The sequence below is a fragment of the Thiothrix eikelboomii genome (assembly GCF_900167255.1).
GTDB classification, from domain to species: Bacteria; Pseudomonadota; Gammaproteobacteria; order Thiotrichales; family Thiotrichaceae; genus Thiolinea; species Thiolinea eikelboomii.
The window spans coordinates 1-14,922 of the sequence record NZ_FUYB01000023.1 but is presented as its reverse complement, the minus strand read 5'-3'; the positions used below and the strand labels follow the sequence as shown (position 1 = coordinate 14,922).

The following is a 14,922-nucleotide window of genomic DNA, read 5'->3' as shown; positions in this document are numbered from 1 at the left end:
ACTCTTTAGGTTGGTTTAGTTCTAAACTATTGATGATAAGCGAGGAGTAAGTGATGAGCATAAAAGTCAAGCAGTCAAAGCCTTGGGTTTTGGCGGTATTCGTCGGTATGTTGACGACCCCTGTTTGGGGTGATCAATGTGAGCTGATTTCACCTGAACAAGCAGGGCAGGCCTTAGCGTTTTTAAAACCGGGTGCAACCATTGTCGAGTTTTGTGAGCCTTGTGGTGATAAGGATTTCTACTCTAAACCTCAGCAGGTGATTAAGGATATTCAAGCGGTTGCAGAGCAAGAGTATTGGGCGGTGAAGGTGAATGGCAAAGGTGTTGATTTGGCATATACCTTCGTGCGTAATACAGAAGGTTCATTCTTAAATGTCTCAAAATTAGCCAACTGCCCGTCTGACGATGTATCCGTGGGTTTTCCGGCAAGTGGTCCAGTGAAATAATTAACTAGGGGTGCGAGGCGGGATACTCTGGCTCGTGCTCACTCCGGCAATACCGCCGTCGCCTCAATCTCCACTTTAGCTCGATCTTCAATTAAAGCCACGACTTGCACCATCGCCATTGCAGGAAAATGTGCGCCTAACACTCGTTTATAGACGCGGCCAATTTCACGTAAATTCGCCAAGTATTCGCGCTTATCGGTGATATACCAAGTTAAGCGCACGAGATGCTCGGGTTTAGCTTGGGCTTCTTTTAACACTTCAACGATGTTTTTTAGGGTTTGCTCAATTTGCTCGACAAAATTGTCGGTTTCAAATTCTTGTTGGCCATTCCAACCGATATGCCCCCCTAAAAACACCATGCGGCCTTTTGCCACCACGCCATTTGCATAACCAAGCGCAGGTTTCCAGTGTTTGGGATGCAAGAAATCATGAGGGGATGCTTGCGATTCAAGGGGTGGATGCATCATTTTTACCTTTACGCTGCTTATAAAATAGTACGGACATGCCAAAGTTCAGGGAAGAGTTCCACTTCCAGCATGCGCCGCAAATAGGACACACCGCCTGTACCCCCCGTACCGCGTTTAAAGCCAATAATGCGCTCGACAGTGGTGACATGATTAAAACGCCAACGGCGGAAATAATCCTCGAAATCAACCAGCTTTTCAGCCAATTCATACAAGGTCCAATAGTGCTCAGGGTTTTGATAAACCAGTTTCCACGCTTGCATCACCGCTTCATTAGCTTGATGTGGCAGGCGCAAATCGCGTGCTAGTACGGCGGGTGGCAATGGAATATCTGCTGCCACTAAGCGCAAAGCTTCATCATATAAACTCGGTTGAGCTAATTCATTTTCTAATAGCTGTAAAATTTCGGGATGATGAGCATGGGGGCGGAGCATGGCTTCATTCCGATTGCCGAGAATATATTCGATCTGTCGATATTGATGGGATTGAAACCCTGAACTTTGCCCAAGCTGCTGCCTAAATTGAGTATATTCGCTGGGTGTCATAGTGCGCAGTACATCCCAAGCATTATTTAGCTGTTCAAAGATGCGTGCCACTCGCGCCAGCATTTTAAAAGCGTTTGGCAAGCGCCCCTCCCGCAATGCTTGGCGAGCCGCCACTAACTCATGCACCGCCAGTCGCATCCAAAGCTCTGAAGTTTGATGCTGAATAATAAATAGCATTTCATCATGCTTAGCAGTCAGTGGTTTTTGTGCCGTTAAGAGGGTGTCGATCTGTAAATAATCGCCATAGGACATACGTCCATCGAAGGTCATTTGCGCCCCTTCATGCGCTGGGTCATAAGGAGTCTTCATGTCACAGCTGCCTTTTGTTGATAGGCGGGTTGATCCCATAAGCGTTCATTTAACACTTTGGCCAAGATCTTAACGGCTTGTTTCACCTCAGTTTCATCAATATACAAAGGAGTGAAACCGAAGCGAATTAAATTGGGTGCACGGAAATCGCCGATAACGCCATGAGCAATCAGTGCTTGCATCACGGCATACCCTTGTTCACAGCGGAACGAGACTTGTGAACCGCGTTCGTGGGGATTACGTGGGCTAGCGAGCGGTAGGCTCGGGCAGTGTGCTGCCACTAATTGAATAAATAGCTCGCTCAAGTGAATCGACTGGCTACGCACTTCTGCCAAGGTTACTTCATCCCAGACATCTAAGGCTGCTTCTAAAACCGAGAGCGCCAGCACAGGTGGTGTACCCACCCGCATACGTTGAATGCCTGCCGCCGGCTGATAGCCAAGATCAAAGGCAAAAGGTGCTAGATGCCCCATCCAACCCGATAAAGCGGGTAGCGCCAGATCAGCATGTTGAGGGGCAACATAAATAAAGGCCGGTGAGCCAGGGCCGCCATTCAAATATTTATAAGTACAACCAATAGCAAAATCAGCTTTTGCCTCGGTTAAATTCACCGGAACTGCACCTGCTGAATGGGCCAAATCCCAGATCGTAATAACACCATGCTCATGCGCTTTTGCGGTTAATCGCTGCATATCGTGCATGCGCCCACTGCGATAATCGACATGAGTGAGCATGAGTACTGCCACCGTCTCATCAATCAAGGCTTCGACAGTTTCAGGCTCAGGGGTCTTGAGCAGATGGCCTTGACCGAGCGATTTCAGTAAACCTTCTGCCATGTATAAATCAGTTGGGAAATTGCCACTATCCGATAAAACTATTTTGCGTTCTGGATTGAGTGCCAGTGCAGCAGCTAAGGCTTGATAGACCTTGATGGATAGTGTATCGCCCATTACGATGGTGTTATCAGCTGCACCTAAGAGTTTAGCGATCCGATTACCTACTCGGCGCGGTTGCTCAAACCAACCTGCGGTATTCCAACCGCGAATCAATTGCTCACCCCATTCTTGCTCAAGGACTTTATCTAAATGTGCACTCACATTGATCGGTAAAGGTCCCAATGAGTTGCCATCTAAATAAATTATCCCTGCTGGAATTTTGAAATAGGTTTTAGTTTTTACAAAGTCCGTAGTGGTCGCCGCTGTCGGTGGGCGTAATTTAAAGCGCTGAATCTTGCCAGTAGCGGTTTTTGGTAAAGCCTCTGTAAAGATAATGGAGCGTGGGTATTTATAAGCTGCGATGGTCTGCTTCACATGGTCTTGTAGGATTTTGATGGTAGTAGCATCACGAGGCAGATGCGCCTCTAAGACAACATGCGCTTGTACAATAAAGCCACGCTCTGGATCAGGCGCACCAACTACCGCACATTCAACAACATACGGATGTGCGAGTAGGGCGGCTTCTACTTCCGGGCCAGCAATATTATAGCCAGCAGAGATAATCATATCGTCATTGCGTGCTGCAAAATGGAACAGGCCGTTTTCATCTTGAATGAAGGTGTCACCGGTGATATTCCAACCTGCCTTCACATAATTGGCTTGGCGCTTATCAGCTAGGTAGCGACAACCCGTTGGGCCACGTACTGCTAAATGCCCCGGTTCACCGCGTGCTAGCTCCTGCAGATGCTGATCCACAATTTTGGCTTCATACCCAGAGACTGGATAACCGGTTGAGCCTGCTTGTGCCGAGTCAAAACGATTGCTGATAAAAATATGCAGCAGCTCAGTTGAACCAATCCCATCAAGAATGGGTTTACCGGTTTTACGTTGCCATTCAGCAAATACCGGTGCTGGCAAAGTTTCCCCAGCAGAAACGGCACAACGTAAAGAGGATAAATCCGCACCTTCATCCATCGCCCGCATCATTGCCCGATAGGCCGTGGGTGAAGTGAAGCAAATAGTCGCCTTATAGCGTTCAATAATCTCGATCATATTGGGCGGAGATGCGGTTTCGAGCAATGTAGCCGTTGCCCCATACCGTAAGGGGAAAATCGCTAAGCCACCCAAACCAAAAGTAAATGCTAGTGGCGGAGAGCCAACAAAAATATCTGCTGGTGTTACACCCAGTACTTCTTTGGCATAGCTATCCGCAATAATTAGCAAATCGCGGTGGAAATGCATCGTCGCTTTAGGTTCACCCGTTGTACCTGAGGTAAAACCGAGCAAGGCAACATCATCTCGCCCGGTTTGCACGGAGGTGAATTTGACCGGTTTGCTTAAAGCCGCCCGATCCAGCTCAGCATCATGATTCGCGGTACCATCAAAGCCGACGACATATTTTAAATAGTGACTGTTTTTGGCACATTCGGTGAGTTCATCCATTAAGCGCGTATCGCACAGAGCATGAGTAATCTGTGCTTTATCAACGATCTGTTTTAGCTCACCTGCACGTAGCATGGGCATGGTATTCACGACCACAGCACCTGCTTTGGTGGCAGCTAACCAGCAAGCGACGAGGGCTGGATTATTGGCAGAACGGATCAGAATACGATTGCCGGGTTGGATACCTAAGTCTTCAATTAAGACATGGGCGAGGCGATTCGTCCAATCCGCCAGTTCTTTATAAGTGCGTTGCCGACCATTGCCAATCAAGGCAATCTGATCACCAAAGCCTTGTTCAACCATCTTATCTGTAAGTTCTACCCCTACATTCAGATATTCCGGGTATTGAAACTGATCGAGCAAAAATATCGGTTGTTGGTCTTCGGGTGGCAAATGGTCGCGGGTGAAACTGTCTAGGTGGCCTGTGGGTCCAAGCATCACGATCCTCCTTGCTCAAAATTAAGCAATGTTTGGCGAGCTATGACGGTTTTTTGTACGTCCGATGCACCTTCATAGATTCGCAAAGCGCGAATTTCTCGATAAAGGCTTTCGATAATTCCGCCTTTGCGTAAGCCGTCACCGCCGTGTAATTGCACCGCCATATCAATCACTTGCTGGGCTGTTTCGGTGGCAAAGAGCTTAGCCATTGCCGCCTCACGGGTAACACGGGCAGCGCCTTGATCTTTCGTCCAAGCCGCGCGATAAATCAATAAAGCGGCGGCATCAATATTCAAAGCCATATCGGCGAGATGCCCTTGCACCATCTGTAAATCAAACAAGGGTGCTCCAAATAATTCTCGCTGTTGGCTACGTGCTAAGGTTTCATCTAAAGCCCGCCGAGCAAAGCCTAAAGCAGCTGCACCGACGGTAGAGCGGAACACATCCAGCACAGACATGGCAATCTTAAAACCCTCTCCGCGTTTGCCAAGCAAACTCGTGGCGGGTAAACGCAGCTGATTGAAGCGCAAGCGTGCTAAGGGATGCGGTGCAAGGGTTTCAATCCGTTCAACGATTTCTAAACCTGTGCTATCAGCAGGAAGAATCAAGGCTGAAATTCCACGTGCACCCGCTGCTTGCTCGGGGCTTTCAGTGCGCGCAAATACCACATAAATATTGGCAATCCCACCATTGGAAATATAAGTTTTTTCACCATTGAGAATAAATTGCTCGCCATCCCAATGGGCAGTCGTGGTCATACTCGCTACATCCGAACCAGAAGCGGGTTCGGTAAGAGCAAAGCCAGCTATCGCTTGGCCATGACGAGTTTTATCCAGCCATGCTTGTTGTTCGGGGGTACCAAATAGGCTAATCGCACCTGTGCCTAAACCTTGCATGGCAAAAGCAAAATCCGCTAAGCCATCGTAGCGTGCAAGGGTTTCACGCATCAGGCAAAGCGTGCGCACATCCATGCTTTCGCCCGTTTTAGCGCCCGTGTATTCTAAAAAACCTGCAATACCTAGACTTTGCACTAAAGCTTGGCAGGCCCTATCGGTGTTGTGGTGATCGGCTGGTAAGTGTTGTTGGCACCAAGCCTCTACGCGGGCAGCCAGTTCACGATGTTTGGGTTCAAAAAACGGCCAATTTAAGAAGCTTGAATCTGCCATTTAATGACCCTCAAAAACGGGCTTTTTCTTATTCACAAAGGCATGATAAGCCCGCTCAAAATCTTGAGTTTGCATACAGATAGCCTGTGCTTGAGCTTCGGCTTCGATGGCTTGTTCGGGCGACATATTCCACTCATGCGCGAGTTGGTTTTTGGTCATGCTGTTTGCAAACGTCGGGCCAGCCGCAATACCTTGCGCTAATTGTAGGGCTTGAGTCTCCACTTCAGTGGCCGGATGCAGTGAGTTAAAAAAGCCCCATTGATAGCCTTCTTCCGCGCTCATCATCCGTCCGGTATACAGCAAATCAGCCGCCCGCCCTTGGCCAATAATTCGGGGCAGAATGGCACAAGCACCCATATCACAGCCCGCTAAACCAACCCGTGTAAATAGAAAGCCTGTTTTAGTTTCAGGTGTACCCAAGCGCAAATCAGCAGCCATCGCAATAATTGCACCTGCCCCCACACAAATTCCTTCCACTGCAGCAATGATTGGTTTGCCACAATGCAGCATGGCTTTGACTAAATCGCCCGTCATGCGTGTAAAAGCTAATAAATCCTTCATGTCCATTTGTATCAGCGGACCAATGATTTCATGCACATCACCACCCGAACAGAAATGACCGCCATTCGAAGCAAATACCACAGCATCTACATCATCCGCATAAGCCAGCGCACGGAAGGTATCGCGTAGCTCAGCATAGCTTTCGAAGGTGAGTGGATTTTTACGCTCAGGGCGAGCTAAGCGCATGACAGCCACTCGATCTTGCATCTGCCAACGAAAATAACGAGGTTCAAGCGCGGCCATGTTTTTCATGGGGGGTCTCCTTGTGGGCATGTACTTTTAATAGTTGGAGTAACTCCTCAATATCTTCAGAGCTAAAGTCAGCGAATAGTTGATTGACTTTGGCCTCATGCGCGCTCGCGATCTGTGTAAATTGCGCAGAACCTTGCTCAGTTAGAGAGACTCGCAAACTACGCCGGTCGTTGGCTTGCTGCTCACGTTTGGCGATGCCATCAAGGACGAGTCGATCGACCACGGTAGTGACATTGCCATTAGAGACCAGCAAATAGCGTGAAAGCTCAGTCATGGTGAGTCCTTGAGGGACGCGGTATAAAGCTGCCATCACATCAAAGCGCGGTAGGGTCGTGTCATGCTCAACCCGCAGAAATTCGCGCAGCTCCGCTTCAGTACTGCGCGTTGTGCGTAATAAGGATAGCCACAGCCGTAAACGCTGCTTGGAGCTAGACTCGTCTTGATTCATAGTTCACCTCCGGCAATCGCTAGGGCTTGCCCATTAATACCCTCTGAACCAGCGGCACAAAGCCATAAGGCAGCATGGGAGACTTCAGCGGGTTGAATTAAACGCTGTTGTGGATTGGTCGATGTTAAGGCAGCCAGTGCAGCATCACGGCTACGCCCCGTCTTTTGCATGATATTCATAAGACTACGCTCGGTCATTTCTGTTTCCAGAAAACCGGGGCAAAGTGCATTCACAGTAATTCCTTGAGTGGCAACTTCCAAAGCTAAGGCGCGGACTAAGCCAATGGCGCCGTGCTTAGCGGCAGTATAGGGTGCTACATACGCATACCCTTTTAAGCCAGCGGTGGAAGCAACCACAATCAATCGTCCCCAAGAGCGCGCTTGCATTTGCCGCAAGCCCTCCCGTAGAGTTAAAAACACACCCGTCAGATTGACCGCTAACAGCATTTGCCAAGTCGCTAAAGATGTTTTAGTGAAAGGCGCAGACTCAGCCGCCCCTGCATTGGCAATTACAATATCTATGGCCCCTGCTTGAGCAAATAAGGCTTGGACGCTGGCTTCATGAGTCACATCCGCAGCAATCCCACGGATAGCACTATGTTGGGCAGCCACTTGCTCTAAGGCCTCCATCCGTCGCCCAGCAATAATGACCTCCGCTCCGGCTTGAGCAAAGGCTAAAGCCATATTGGCCCCTACGCCAGAGCCACCGCCTGTAATCAAAACCCGTTTACCCGCTAAGCTTAGTGTACTCATGCCGGCAAGTTGTCCTTAGCGCGATCTTTTAAACGGAATAACTGATCACGTCCACCACGATAGGGAGCGGGCCATGTTGCTTCGCTGTCATTGATTTGCATCGCAGCATGTAGCGTCCAATACGGGTCGGCTAAATGCGGGCGCGCTAAACAGACTAAATCGGCTCGACCTGCCATCAAAATTGAGTTCACATGATCCGGTTCGTAGATATTGCCCACCGTCATGGTTTTAATGCCAGTGTCATTGCGAATCCAGTCTGAGAAAGGGGTTTGAAACATACGCCCATAAACGGGTTGTTCCGCTTTCGTGACTTGTCCGGCAGAAACGTCAATAATGTCAGCCCCCGCTGCATGGAAGATCCAAGCGATTTCGACAGCAGCTTCAGGGGTAATGCCTGCTTCACCTACCCAATCATGCGCAGAAATCCGTACTGACATCGGCTTGTTTTCCGGCCACACGGCACGCATCGCTTTAAACACTTCGAGTGGATAGCGCATGCGATTTTCTAAGCTACCCCCATATTCATCAGTACGGGTATTGGTCAGCGGTGAGATAAAGGAGGAGATCAGATAACCATGTGCAGCATGAAGTTCGATCATGTCAAAGCCCGCCCGCTCAGCCATTTGTGTGGCTGCTACAAATTGAGCACGCACTGCGTCCATATCGGCTCGATCCATCGCTTTAGGAACTTGGTTTTCAGGCGTTAAAGGAATGGCAGAAGCGGAAATCAGCGGCCAATTGCCAGCCTCTAAAGGTGCATCAATCTTTTCCCAGCCCAATTGAGTTGAGCCTTTACGCCCCGAATGACCAATCTGGCAACAGATTTTCGCCTCGGTTTCTTGATGCACAAAATCCACTAAACGTTTCCATGCGGCTTCATGTTCAGGCGCATATAGACCAGGGCAACCGAGGGTGATGCGTCCGGTCGGGCTAACGCAGGTCATTTCAGTGTAGACCAAACCCGCACCCCCTTTAGCCCGTTCGGCATAATGCACCAAATGCCAATCAGTCGGGCAGCCATCAACGGCTTTATATTGCGCCATTGGTGAAACCACGATGCGATTTTTGAGTTTCATCTCGCGCAATTGGAAGGGTGCAAACATTGGGGCACGTTTTGAACCGGGGTTGCCAGCTTGTGCTTGAAACCACCGCTCAGCAGTTTCCACCCATTTAGGGTCACGTAGGCGCAAGTTTTCATGGCTAATCCGCTGTGAGCGAGTCAACAAGGAATAGTTGAACTGCACGGGATCAAGATCCAGATAGCGTTCGACTTGCTCAAACCATTCCATCGAATTACGTGCAGCGGATTGTAAACGTAATACTTCTAAGCGGCGCTCTGCTTGATAGCGTGCGAAGGCTGATTCCATCTGATTTTCGCTGTGTAAGAGCTTGGCTAAAGCAATCGCGGATTCAATCCCCAATTTACTGCCTGAGCCAATCGAAAAGTGTGCAGTGGCGGAGGCATCACCCAGCAGTACAATATTTTTATAATACCATTGCTCACACAGAACTCGAGGGAAGTTTAACCACGCAGAGCCGCGTAGATGACGCGCATTGCTGATTAAGTGATGGCCGCCTAGATAGTTTTTAAAGATACCTTCGCAAGTGGCAATACTTTCGTCTTGGGTCATATCCCCAAAGCCGAATTTGTTCCAAGTCTCTTCTCTACATTCGACAATGAAGGTGGCAGTGTCGGCATCAAACTGATAAGCATGCGCCCAAACCCAGCCGTGTTCAGTGTGCTCGAAAATGAAAGTGAAAGCATCGTCAAATTTCTGATGCGTACCCAGCCAAACGAATTTACATAAACGCAGATCAATATTCGGCTTGAAGTGTTCTGCTAGTACGGTGCGCGTCTTGGAGTTTAAACCATCGGCAGCGACGACCAGATCATACTCATGGATGTAATGGTCCGCGCTTTCAGCTTCGGTGGAAAACTTAAATTGAACGCCAAGCTGCAGGGCGCGTGCTTGTAGGTCTAACAGGAATTGCTTGCGTCCGATCCCACAAAAACCGTGTCCTGAAGAAACGGTCCTGACCCCAGCCTGATAAACCGCTACATCATCCCAATAGGCGAAGTGTGAGCGGATGACTGCTTCGCTGACTGGATCATTGGCACGTAGATTATCGAGAGTCTCATCCGAGAGTACGACCCCCCAACCGAAGGTATCATCGGACTTATTCCGTTCGATGATGGTAATATCATGAGAGGTATCCCGAAGCTTCATACTAATGGCAAAATATAAGCCGGATGGGCCACCACCAAGAACCAGAATTTTCATAGCTCCAAGCTCTCCTCCAGGTTGATATTGATAAGCATGGCACTGGTTGGTAAAAATTTCAAGTTTAAATATTTTAAATATAAAATAATTTTAGAGGCTTGACTCAAGCTCATCAGCTGCCTAACTATAGAGTTTGAACCAGAGTTTCAAGAGCAACGCTGACCGTGGGGAGACGCAAAATGATCACAGACTGGGACGATGCTTATAGCAATGGAGCTTATATTGAGCACGCAGCAAGCTATCCAGCATTTTGGGCAGACGCTGCTGCACAATTTCGCTCAACAGCGCGTGCCGAATTAGATCTTGCCTATGGTGCAGGGGAGCGTGAGCGCTTTGATTTATTTTATCCTGAAGGTAGACCAAAAGGGTTGGCGGTCTTCGTACATGGTGGCTATTGGCTCGCCTTTGATAAAGCTTCGTGGTCGCATTTAGCAGCAGGTGCCGTGGCTCAAGACTATGCGGTTGCCTTACCGAGTTACCCGCTTGCCCCTCAAGTTTCTATTCCAGAAATTACTCAAAAGATCACGCAAGCGATTACCCAAGCTGCTCAATTAGTCAGTGGGCCGATTCACTTAGCAGGGCATTCGGCGGGTGGGCAGTTAGTGACGCGCATGATCTGTATGGATTCGACTTTACCTACAGCGATACAAGCACGGATTAACAGTGTTGTTTCAATCAGTGGCTTGCATGATTTACGCCCTTTAATGCGTACTGCTATGAATGCTAAATGGCAGTTAACGGCTGAAACGGCAGTACAAGAAAGTGCAGCGTTACAGCGACCCTTGCCAAGTATTCCGGTGACTTGCTGGGTAGGTGCGTTAGAGCGCCCAGAGTTTTTGCGGCAGAATGATTTGCTCGCAAATATTTGGACTGGGTTTGGGATTGATATTCGTGCGCATCGTCAAATCGGGCGGCATCATTTTGATGTAGTGGCGGATTTGGTGGATGCAGACTCGGGCTTGGTGAGTGCTTGGTTGAGTTCATAGCTTAAACAGCACATCAAAGCTGACGGAAGTTTCATGCTAAACTTAGAGCCATACAAGCCCTTATAGGACAGTTGGTATGCAATCCGTTTACCTCAATCCCTTAACCGATTTTGGTTTCAAAAAGTTATTTGGTGAAGAGCCACATAAAGACTTGCTGATCAGTTTCCTCAATACTTTATTGCCTGAACGTCATCAAATCGCTGAGTTGCAATACACCAAAAACGAATATCAATGCATTAGCCAAATGGATCGTAAAGCGATTTTTGATCTGAATTGCATTAGTAATACAGGTGAGCGCTTCATCGTGGAGCTGCAAAAAGTGAAACAACTGTTTTTCAAAGATCGCAGTATTTATTACTCAACCTTTGCAATTCAGGAGCAGGCCCAACGAGGCGATTGGGATCATAAGCTGGAGGCGGTTTATACCATCGGTATTCTTGACTTCATGATGGACGATGAACAACAGGAAGTGATCTATCATGCTCAACTCAAAGATCAATTAAATCGTGTATTCTATGAAAAGCTAAATTTTATCTACTTAGTTTTACCACGTTTTTGTAAAAGTGCTGAGCAATTAAAAACTCTACAAGATAAATGGCTGTATGTGTTCAAGCACTTACATGAACTAGACACGATGCCCGAAGTGCTGCATGAAGATATATTTCAGCGCACTTTTGCGATTGCCCAACTTGCTCAATTTAGCCCTGAAGAGCGCAAGGCTTATGAGGATAGTATCAAGTATTATCGTGATTTAAAAAACTCCTATGATACGGCACATCAAGAAGGTTGGGTTGAAGGTTTAGAGGCGGGAGAACAGATTGGAATAGTGAAAGGCCGAGCAGAAGGCGAACAAAGAGCCATTGTAAAAATGGTTCAGGGAATGCACGCTAATGGCTTGGATTTAAAAACGATTGCCTCTGTGATAGGGCGCACAGAAGCTGAAGTCAAGAGTATGTTGTTTTAGACCTTCTAAACTTAAAGAGGAAATGCATGTTAAAACCCAGCGTTCAATTAAGCCGCGCAGATTAGCTTAGTTTAGAAAATCAAGGTGAATTAAAGCATAAGTATGATGCAGGCCAAGCCTTGACGATGGCAGGTGGTAGGTTTCGTCATGCCCGTTTAGCTGGGAATATTTATACCCGTTTAGCCAGTGCTTTAGCTAAGTTAGTTTCCTTCAGCTTGACCAAGGCCATAATTGGCTAATTTCGCATGCACCTCCGCCATTTGTTCCTCCGTTAAAATTACTGCATCGCCCAATTGCAAGGCGTGATAATACTGCTGCGCGAGTGTTTCTAATTCGGTTGCTAGCCACATCGCTTTAGGCAGGGTTTCACCTGCAACCAACATCCCGTGATTGGCGAGTAAGCAAGCTTTGCGGCCTTCCATCGCTTTAAGTATTTGATCAGAGAGGGCTTGGGTGCCATAAGTAGCGTATTCTGCACAGCGCACAGTATTCCCACCAAACAAAGCAATCATATAATGGACGGCAGGAATCGAGCGGCGGGTAATCGCTAAGCTGGTGGCATACGTCGAATGGGTGTGGACGATAGCGCCGATTTCAGGGCGAGAGCGCATCAAATCATAATGAAAGCGCCATTCGCTCGAGGGTTGATACGAGCCTTGCCACTCACCCGGACTCAGGCCATCCAAAGGGATGGCTGCGAGCATCTCAGGGCGCATCGCTGTATAAGCCATTGCGGTTGGCGTGATAAGCAACTGGTTTTTGTAGCGTGCCGAAATATTCCCTGCGCTGCCCTGATTCAAACCCTGTGCATTCATCCATAAGCATTGGTCAATAATCGCTTGGCGCAATTGGTATTCTTCAAGCTCCATCTTGTCCTCCAGAGCGTGCTTGTAAATTGGGAAGGAAAAATTCACTGACCAAAAAAGGATGAGCTGCCCCGATAAATAAAGTTTTCCGTCCTAACAGTGAACTTACGGTGGGTGTTGGTAAGTTCTGAAATAAATCCAAAGAACTGGGCAAGTCTGCAAATAGCATGGTTTGGCGCTTTAAAACTGGCTCAGAAAAAATCCAATGGCCGAGTGGGCGGCTACCTAAGGTTCGTAGTTCTTGATAGCGCCCGTGTAAAGCCGCTTCGGGCAACAGTGAGCAGGCGAAAACCAGTGGTTTATCGCCATCACAGAGCAGAACTTCGCGCTGCAACACTCGAGCTTGTGGCGGCATGACTAAATCCTCACTCATAAAAATAGGTGCAGAAATAAACTCATGCTTGAGTACTTGAACCTTAAATTCATGATGACACACTTGTTGCAAGCGCTGCGTGAGTGAACCGATTGCAAGCAGCCAAGGTGTTTGCCAAGTGGCTGTTTGAGGGGGCATCGTTTGCCAAGTCGCAGTGAAGAGGTCTTTCATGGTTGGTTTAAGGCTCGGAACGGATAGGCGTGTATTCTGCCTGCAAGCATATCAACCTGCCAATACTCGAAAACGGCTAGGCGGTTTATCCTCCGCGCCGTAAAACCCCGTACTTCAGTACGGGGATACAAGGCGGATCGGCGATAGCCGATTAATGCGGTGTGTCCTGTTGCTTAATATATTGCCGACAAAGACTAAACGCATCTCATCCAGAATAGCTTGGGTGAAAACCTTGCGTCGACACTGGGTCACAAAGATCAAAAGACTTGTTTTTGGGTTGTCAATGTTATCCCAATGGGTTAATATTAGACCCATAGGATAGTAATGCCAATACATTGGGATAACAAAATGGATTCTGATAAAGAAGTTCGTTTAAACATTAGAATTGAAGAAAGTTTAAAAAACTTGCTACAAGAAGCTGCAAACCTTGAATCTAGAACCGTCACAAGCTTTGTGATTAATGCGTTAAAGCAGCATATTTCTCAACAGCACCCACAGCTACTCGATCAAAGCAAACCAGAGGCAGCCGACTAAATGCCCTTAGTGAAACGCGCCTACCACTACCGATTCTATCCAACGGCTGAGCAAGTACAGCCGTTGGCTCAGACCTTTGGTTGTGCGCGGTTCATCTACAATTGGGCATTAGCTTTAAAGAAAACGGCTTACGAAACCGATAAGACCCAGATCAACTATGTGGCCTTGTCCGCTAAGCTCACCGCCTTAAAGAAAGCAGGGACGCATGATTGGTTGAAAGAGGTGTCTAGCGTTCCTTTGCAGCAAGCCTTACGCCATTTAGACACCGCGTTTCTAAACTTCTTTAAAGGCACTGCAAAGTTCCCCAACTTCAAGAAAAAGCACAGTCGCCAATCGGCTAGCTTCACCGTGTCGGCTTTTCAGTACCAAGACGGCAAGCTCTATCTAGCCAAACAAAAGCAGCCTTTAAACATTCGTTGGTCACGTCCGTTACCCTCTGCACCGAGCAGTCTTACCGTATCTAAGGATGCAGCGGGTCGCTACTTTGTATCCTGCCTCTGTGAGTGTGAAGTGAAGCGATTACCCATTTCACCGAAAACGACAGGCATTGATCTAGGCATTGCTTCACTCATCACCGATGATGCAAGTTGGGAGTCGGGCAATCCGAGATATACAAAACGCTATGAAGCTAAACTCGCTAAAGCCCAACGCGCTTTAGCTAAGAAAAAACTAGGCAGTCAAAACCGCTTAAAAGCCAAGTTAAAAGTAGCCAAAATTCACGCCAAAATAGCCGATTCACGCCGTGATTTCACCCACCAATTAACGTCACAACTGATTCACGAAAACCAAGTGATCCGTATGGAAACGTTAAGGGTTAAGAATAGGGTGAAGAATCCTAAATTGGCTAAAGCCATCAGTGATAGCAACTGGGGCGAACTCGCACGACAACTGAACTACAAAGCCGCTTGGTATGGGCGCACCGTGGTTCAGATTGACCAATGGAAGCCCAGTTCTAAAACCTGTTCCTGCTGTGGTTTCAAACTCGAT

At 47.9% G+C, this 14,922-nt stretch carries 15 protein-coding genes; 5 read left to right on the top strand and 10 right to left on the bottom strand.

What is annotated here, in order from left to right:
• Positions 1–53: 53 nt before the first annotated feature.
• A complete protein-coding gene (locus B5D50_RS17110) occupies positions 54–446 on the top strand; it encodes a hypothetical protein (RefSeq protein WP_234975919.1) in 393 nt (130 codons plus the stop codon).
• 38 nt (positions 447–484) lie between these two features.
• Here the strand turns inward: B5D50_RS17110 and B5D50_RS17105 are convergent, their stop codons facing one another.
• From B5D50_RS17105 to B5D50_RS17070, 8 genes are read right to left on the bottom strand one after another with little or no spacing between them, the layout of a single operon-like run.
• Positions 485–913, bottom strand: a complete 429-nt coding sequence (locus B5D50_RS17105) for a RidA family protein (protein WP_200807129.1) — start codon at positions 911–913, stop codon at positions 485–487.
• A gap of 17 nt (positions 914–930) precedes the next feature.
• Entirely contained in the window at positions 931–1,764 is an 834-nt protein-coding gene (kynA, locus tag B5D50_RS17100; RefSeq protein WP_078923874.1) for a tryptophan 2,3-dioxygenase, read from the bottom strand.
• The gene (gene kynU, locus B5D50_RS20390) at positions 1,761–4,580 is read right to left on the bottom strand and encodes a kynureninase (RefSeq protein ID WP_159448668.1); all 2,820 of its coding nucleotides are present in this window, start codon (positions 4,578–4,580) and stop codon (positions 1,761–1,763) included. The genes kynA and kynU overlap by 4 nt, the downstream gene beginning before the upstream one ends.
• Entirely contained in the window at positions 4,580–5,746 is a 1,167-nt protein-coding gene (locus B5D50_RS17090; protein ID WP_078923873.1) for an acyl-CoA dehydrogenase family protein, read from the bottom strand. The genes kynU and B5D50_RS17090 overlap by 1 nt, the downstream gene beginning before the upstream one ends.
• Positions 5,747–6,559, bottom strand: a complete 813-nt coding sequence (locus B5D50_RS17085; RefSeq protein WP_078923872.1) for an enoyl-CoA hydratase family protein — start codon at positions 6,557–6,559, stop codon at positions 5,747–5,749.
• Positions 6,537–7,007, bottom strand: coding sequence for a MarR family winged helix-turn-helix transcriptional regulator (locus B5D50_RS17080; RefSeq protein WP_078923871.1), 471 nt, complete (start codon positions 7,005–7,007; stop codon positions 6,537–6,539). The genes B5D50_RS17085 and B5D50_RS17080 overlap by 23 nt, the downstream gene beginning before the upstream one ends.
• Positions 7,004–7,759, bottom strand: coding sequence for an SDR family NAD(P)-dependent oxidoreductase (locus B5D50_RS17075; RefSeq protein ID WP_078923870.1), 756 nt, complete (start codon positions 7,757–7,759; stop codon positions 7,004–7,006). Before B5D50_RS17075 ends, B5D50_RS17080 begins: the two co-directional genes overlap by 4 nt.
• A complete protein-coding gene (locus tag B5D50_RS17070) occupies positions 7,756–10,041 on the bottom strand; it encodes a bifunctional salicylyl-CoA 5-hydroxylase/oxidoreductase (RefSeq protein WP_078923869.1) in 2,286 nt (761 codons plus the stop codon). Before B5D50_RS17070 ends, B5D50_RS17075 begins: the two co-directional genes overlap by 4 nt.
• Positions 10,042–10,220: 179 nt before the next feature.
• On the opposite strand from B5D50_RS17070, the gene B5D50_RS17065 reads away from it, so the two are divergent.
• A complete protein-coding gene (locus tag B5D50_RS17065; RefSeq protein WP_078923868.1) occupies positions 10,221–11,027 on the top strand; it encodes an alpha/beta hydrolase in 807 nt (268 codons plus the stop codon).
• Between the two features lie 76 nt (positions 11,028–11,103).
• The gene (locus tag B5D50_RS17060) at positions 11,104–11,991 is read left to right on the top strand and encodes an Rpn family recombination-promoting nuclease/putative transposase (protein ID WP_078923867.1); all 888 of its coding nucleotides are present in this window, start codon (positions 11,104–11,106) and stop codon (positions 11,989–11,991) included.
• A gap of 200 nt (positions 11,992–12,191) precedes the next feature.
• On the opposite strand, the gene B5D50_RS17055 is transcribed toward B5D50_RS17060, so the two are convergent.
• Both B5D50_RS17055 and B5D50_RS17050 read right to left on the bottom strand, forming a co-directional pair.
• Positions 12,192–12,860, bottom strand: coding sequence for a class II aldolase/adducin family protein (locus tag B5D50_RS17055; RefSeq protein WP_200807127.1), 669 nt, complete (start codon positions 12,858–12,860; stop codon positions 12,192–12,194).
• Complete coding sequence (locus tag B5D50_RS17050) at positions 12,850–13,401, bottom strand: chorismate--pyruvate lyase family protein (RefSeq protein ID WP_078923866.1); 552 nt, start codon at positions 13,399–13,401, stop codon at positions 12,850–12,852. Before B5D50_RS17050 ends, B5D50_RS17055 begins: the two co-directional genes overlap by 11 nt.
• 348 nt (positions 13,402–13,749) lie before the next feature.
• Between B5D50_RS17050 and B5D50_RS17045 the strand changes: the two genes are divergently transcribed.
• Together B5D50_RS17045 and B5D50_RS17040 are read left to right on the top strand one after the other, a co-directional pair.
• Positions 13,750–13,935: a type II toxin -antitoxin system TacA 1-like antitoxin gene (locus tag B5D50_RS17045; protein WP_159448667.1), complete on the top strand. Its 186-nt coding sequence runs from the start codon at positions 13,750–13,752 to the stop codon at positions 13,933–13,935.
• The coding region (locus B5D50_RS17040; protein WP_143594405.1) for an RNA-guided endonuclease TnpB family protein at positions 13,936–14,922 on the top strand (987 nt) is incomplete at its 3' end.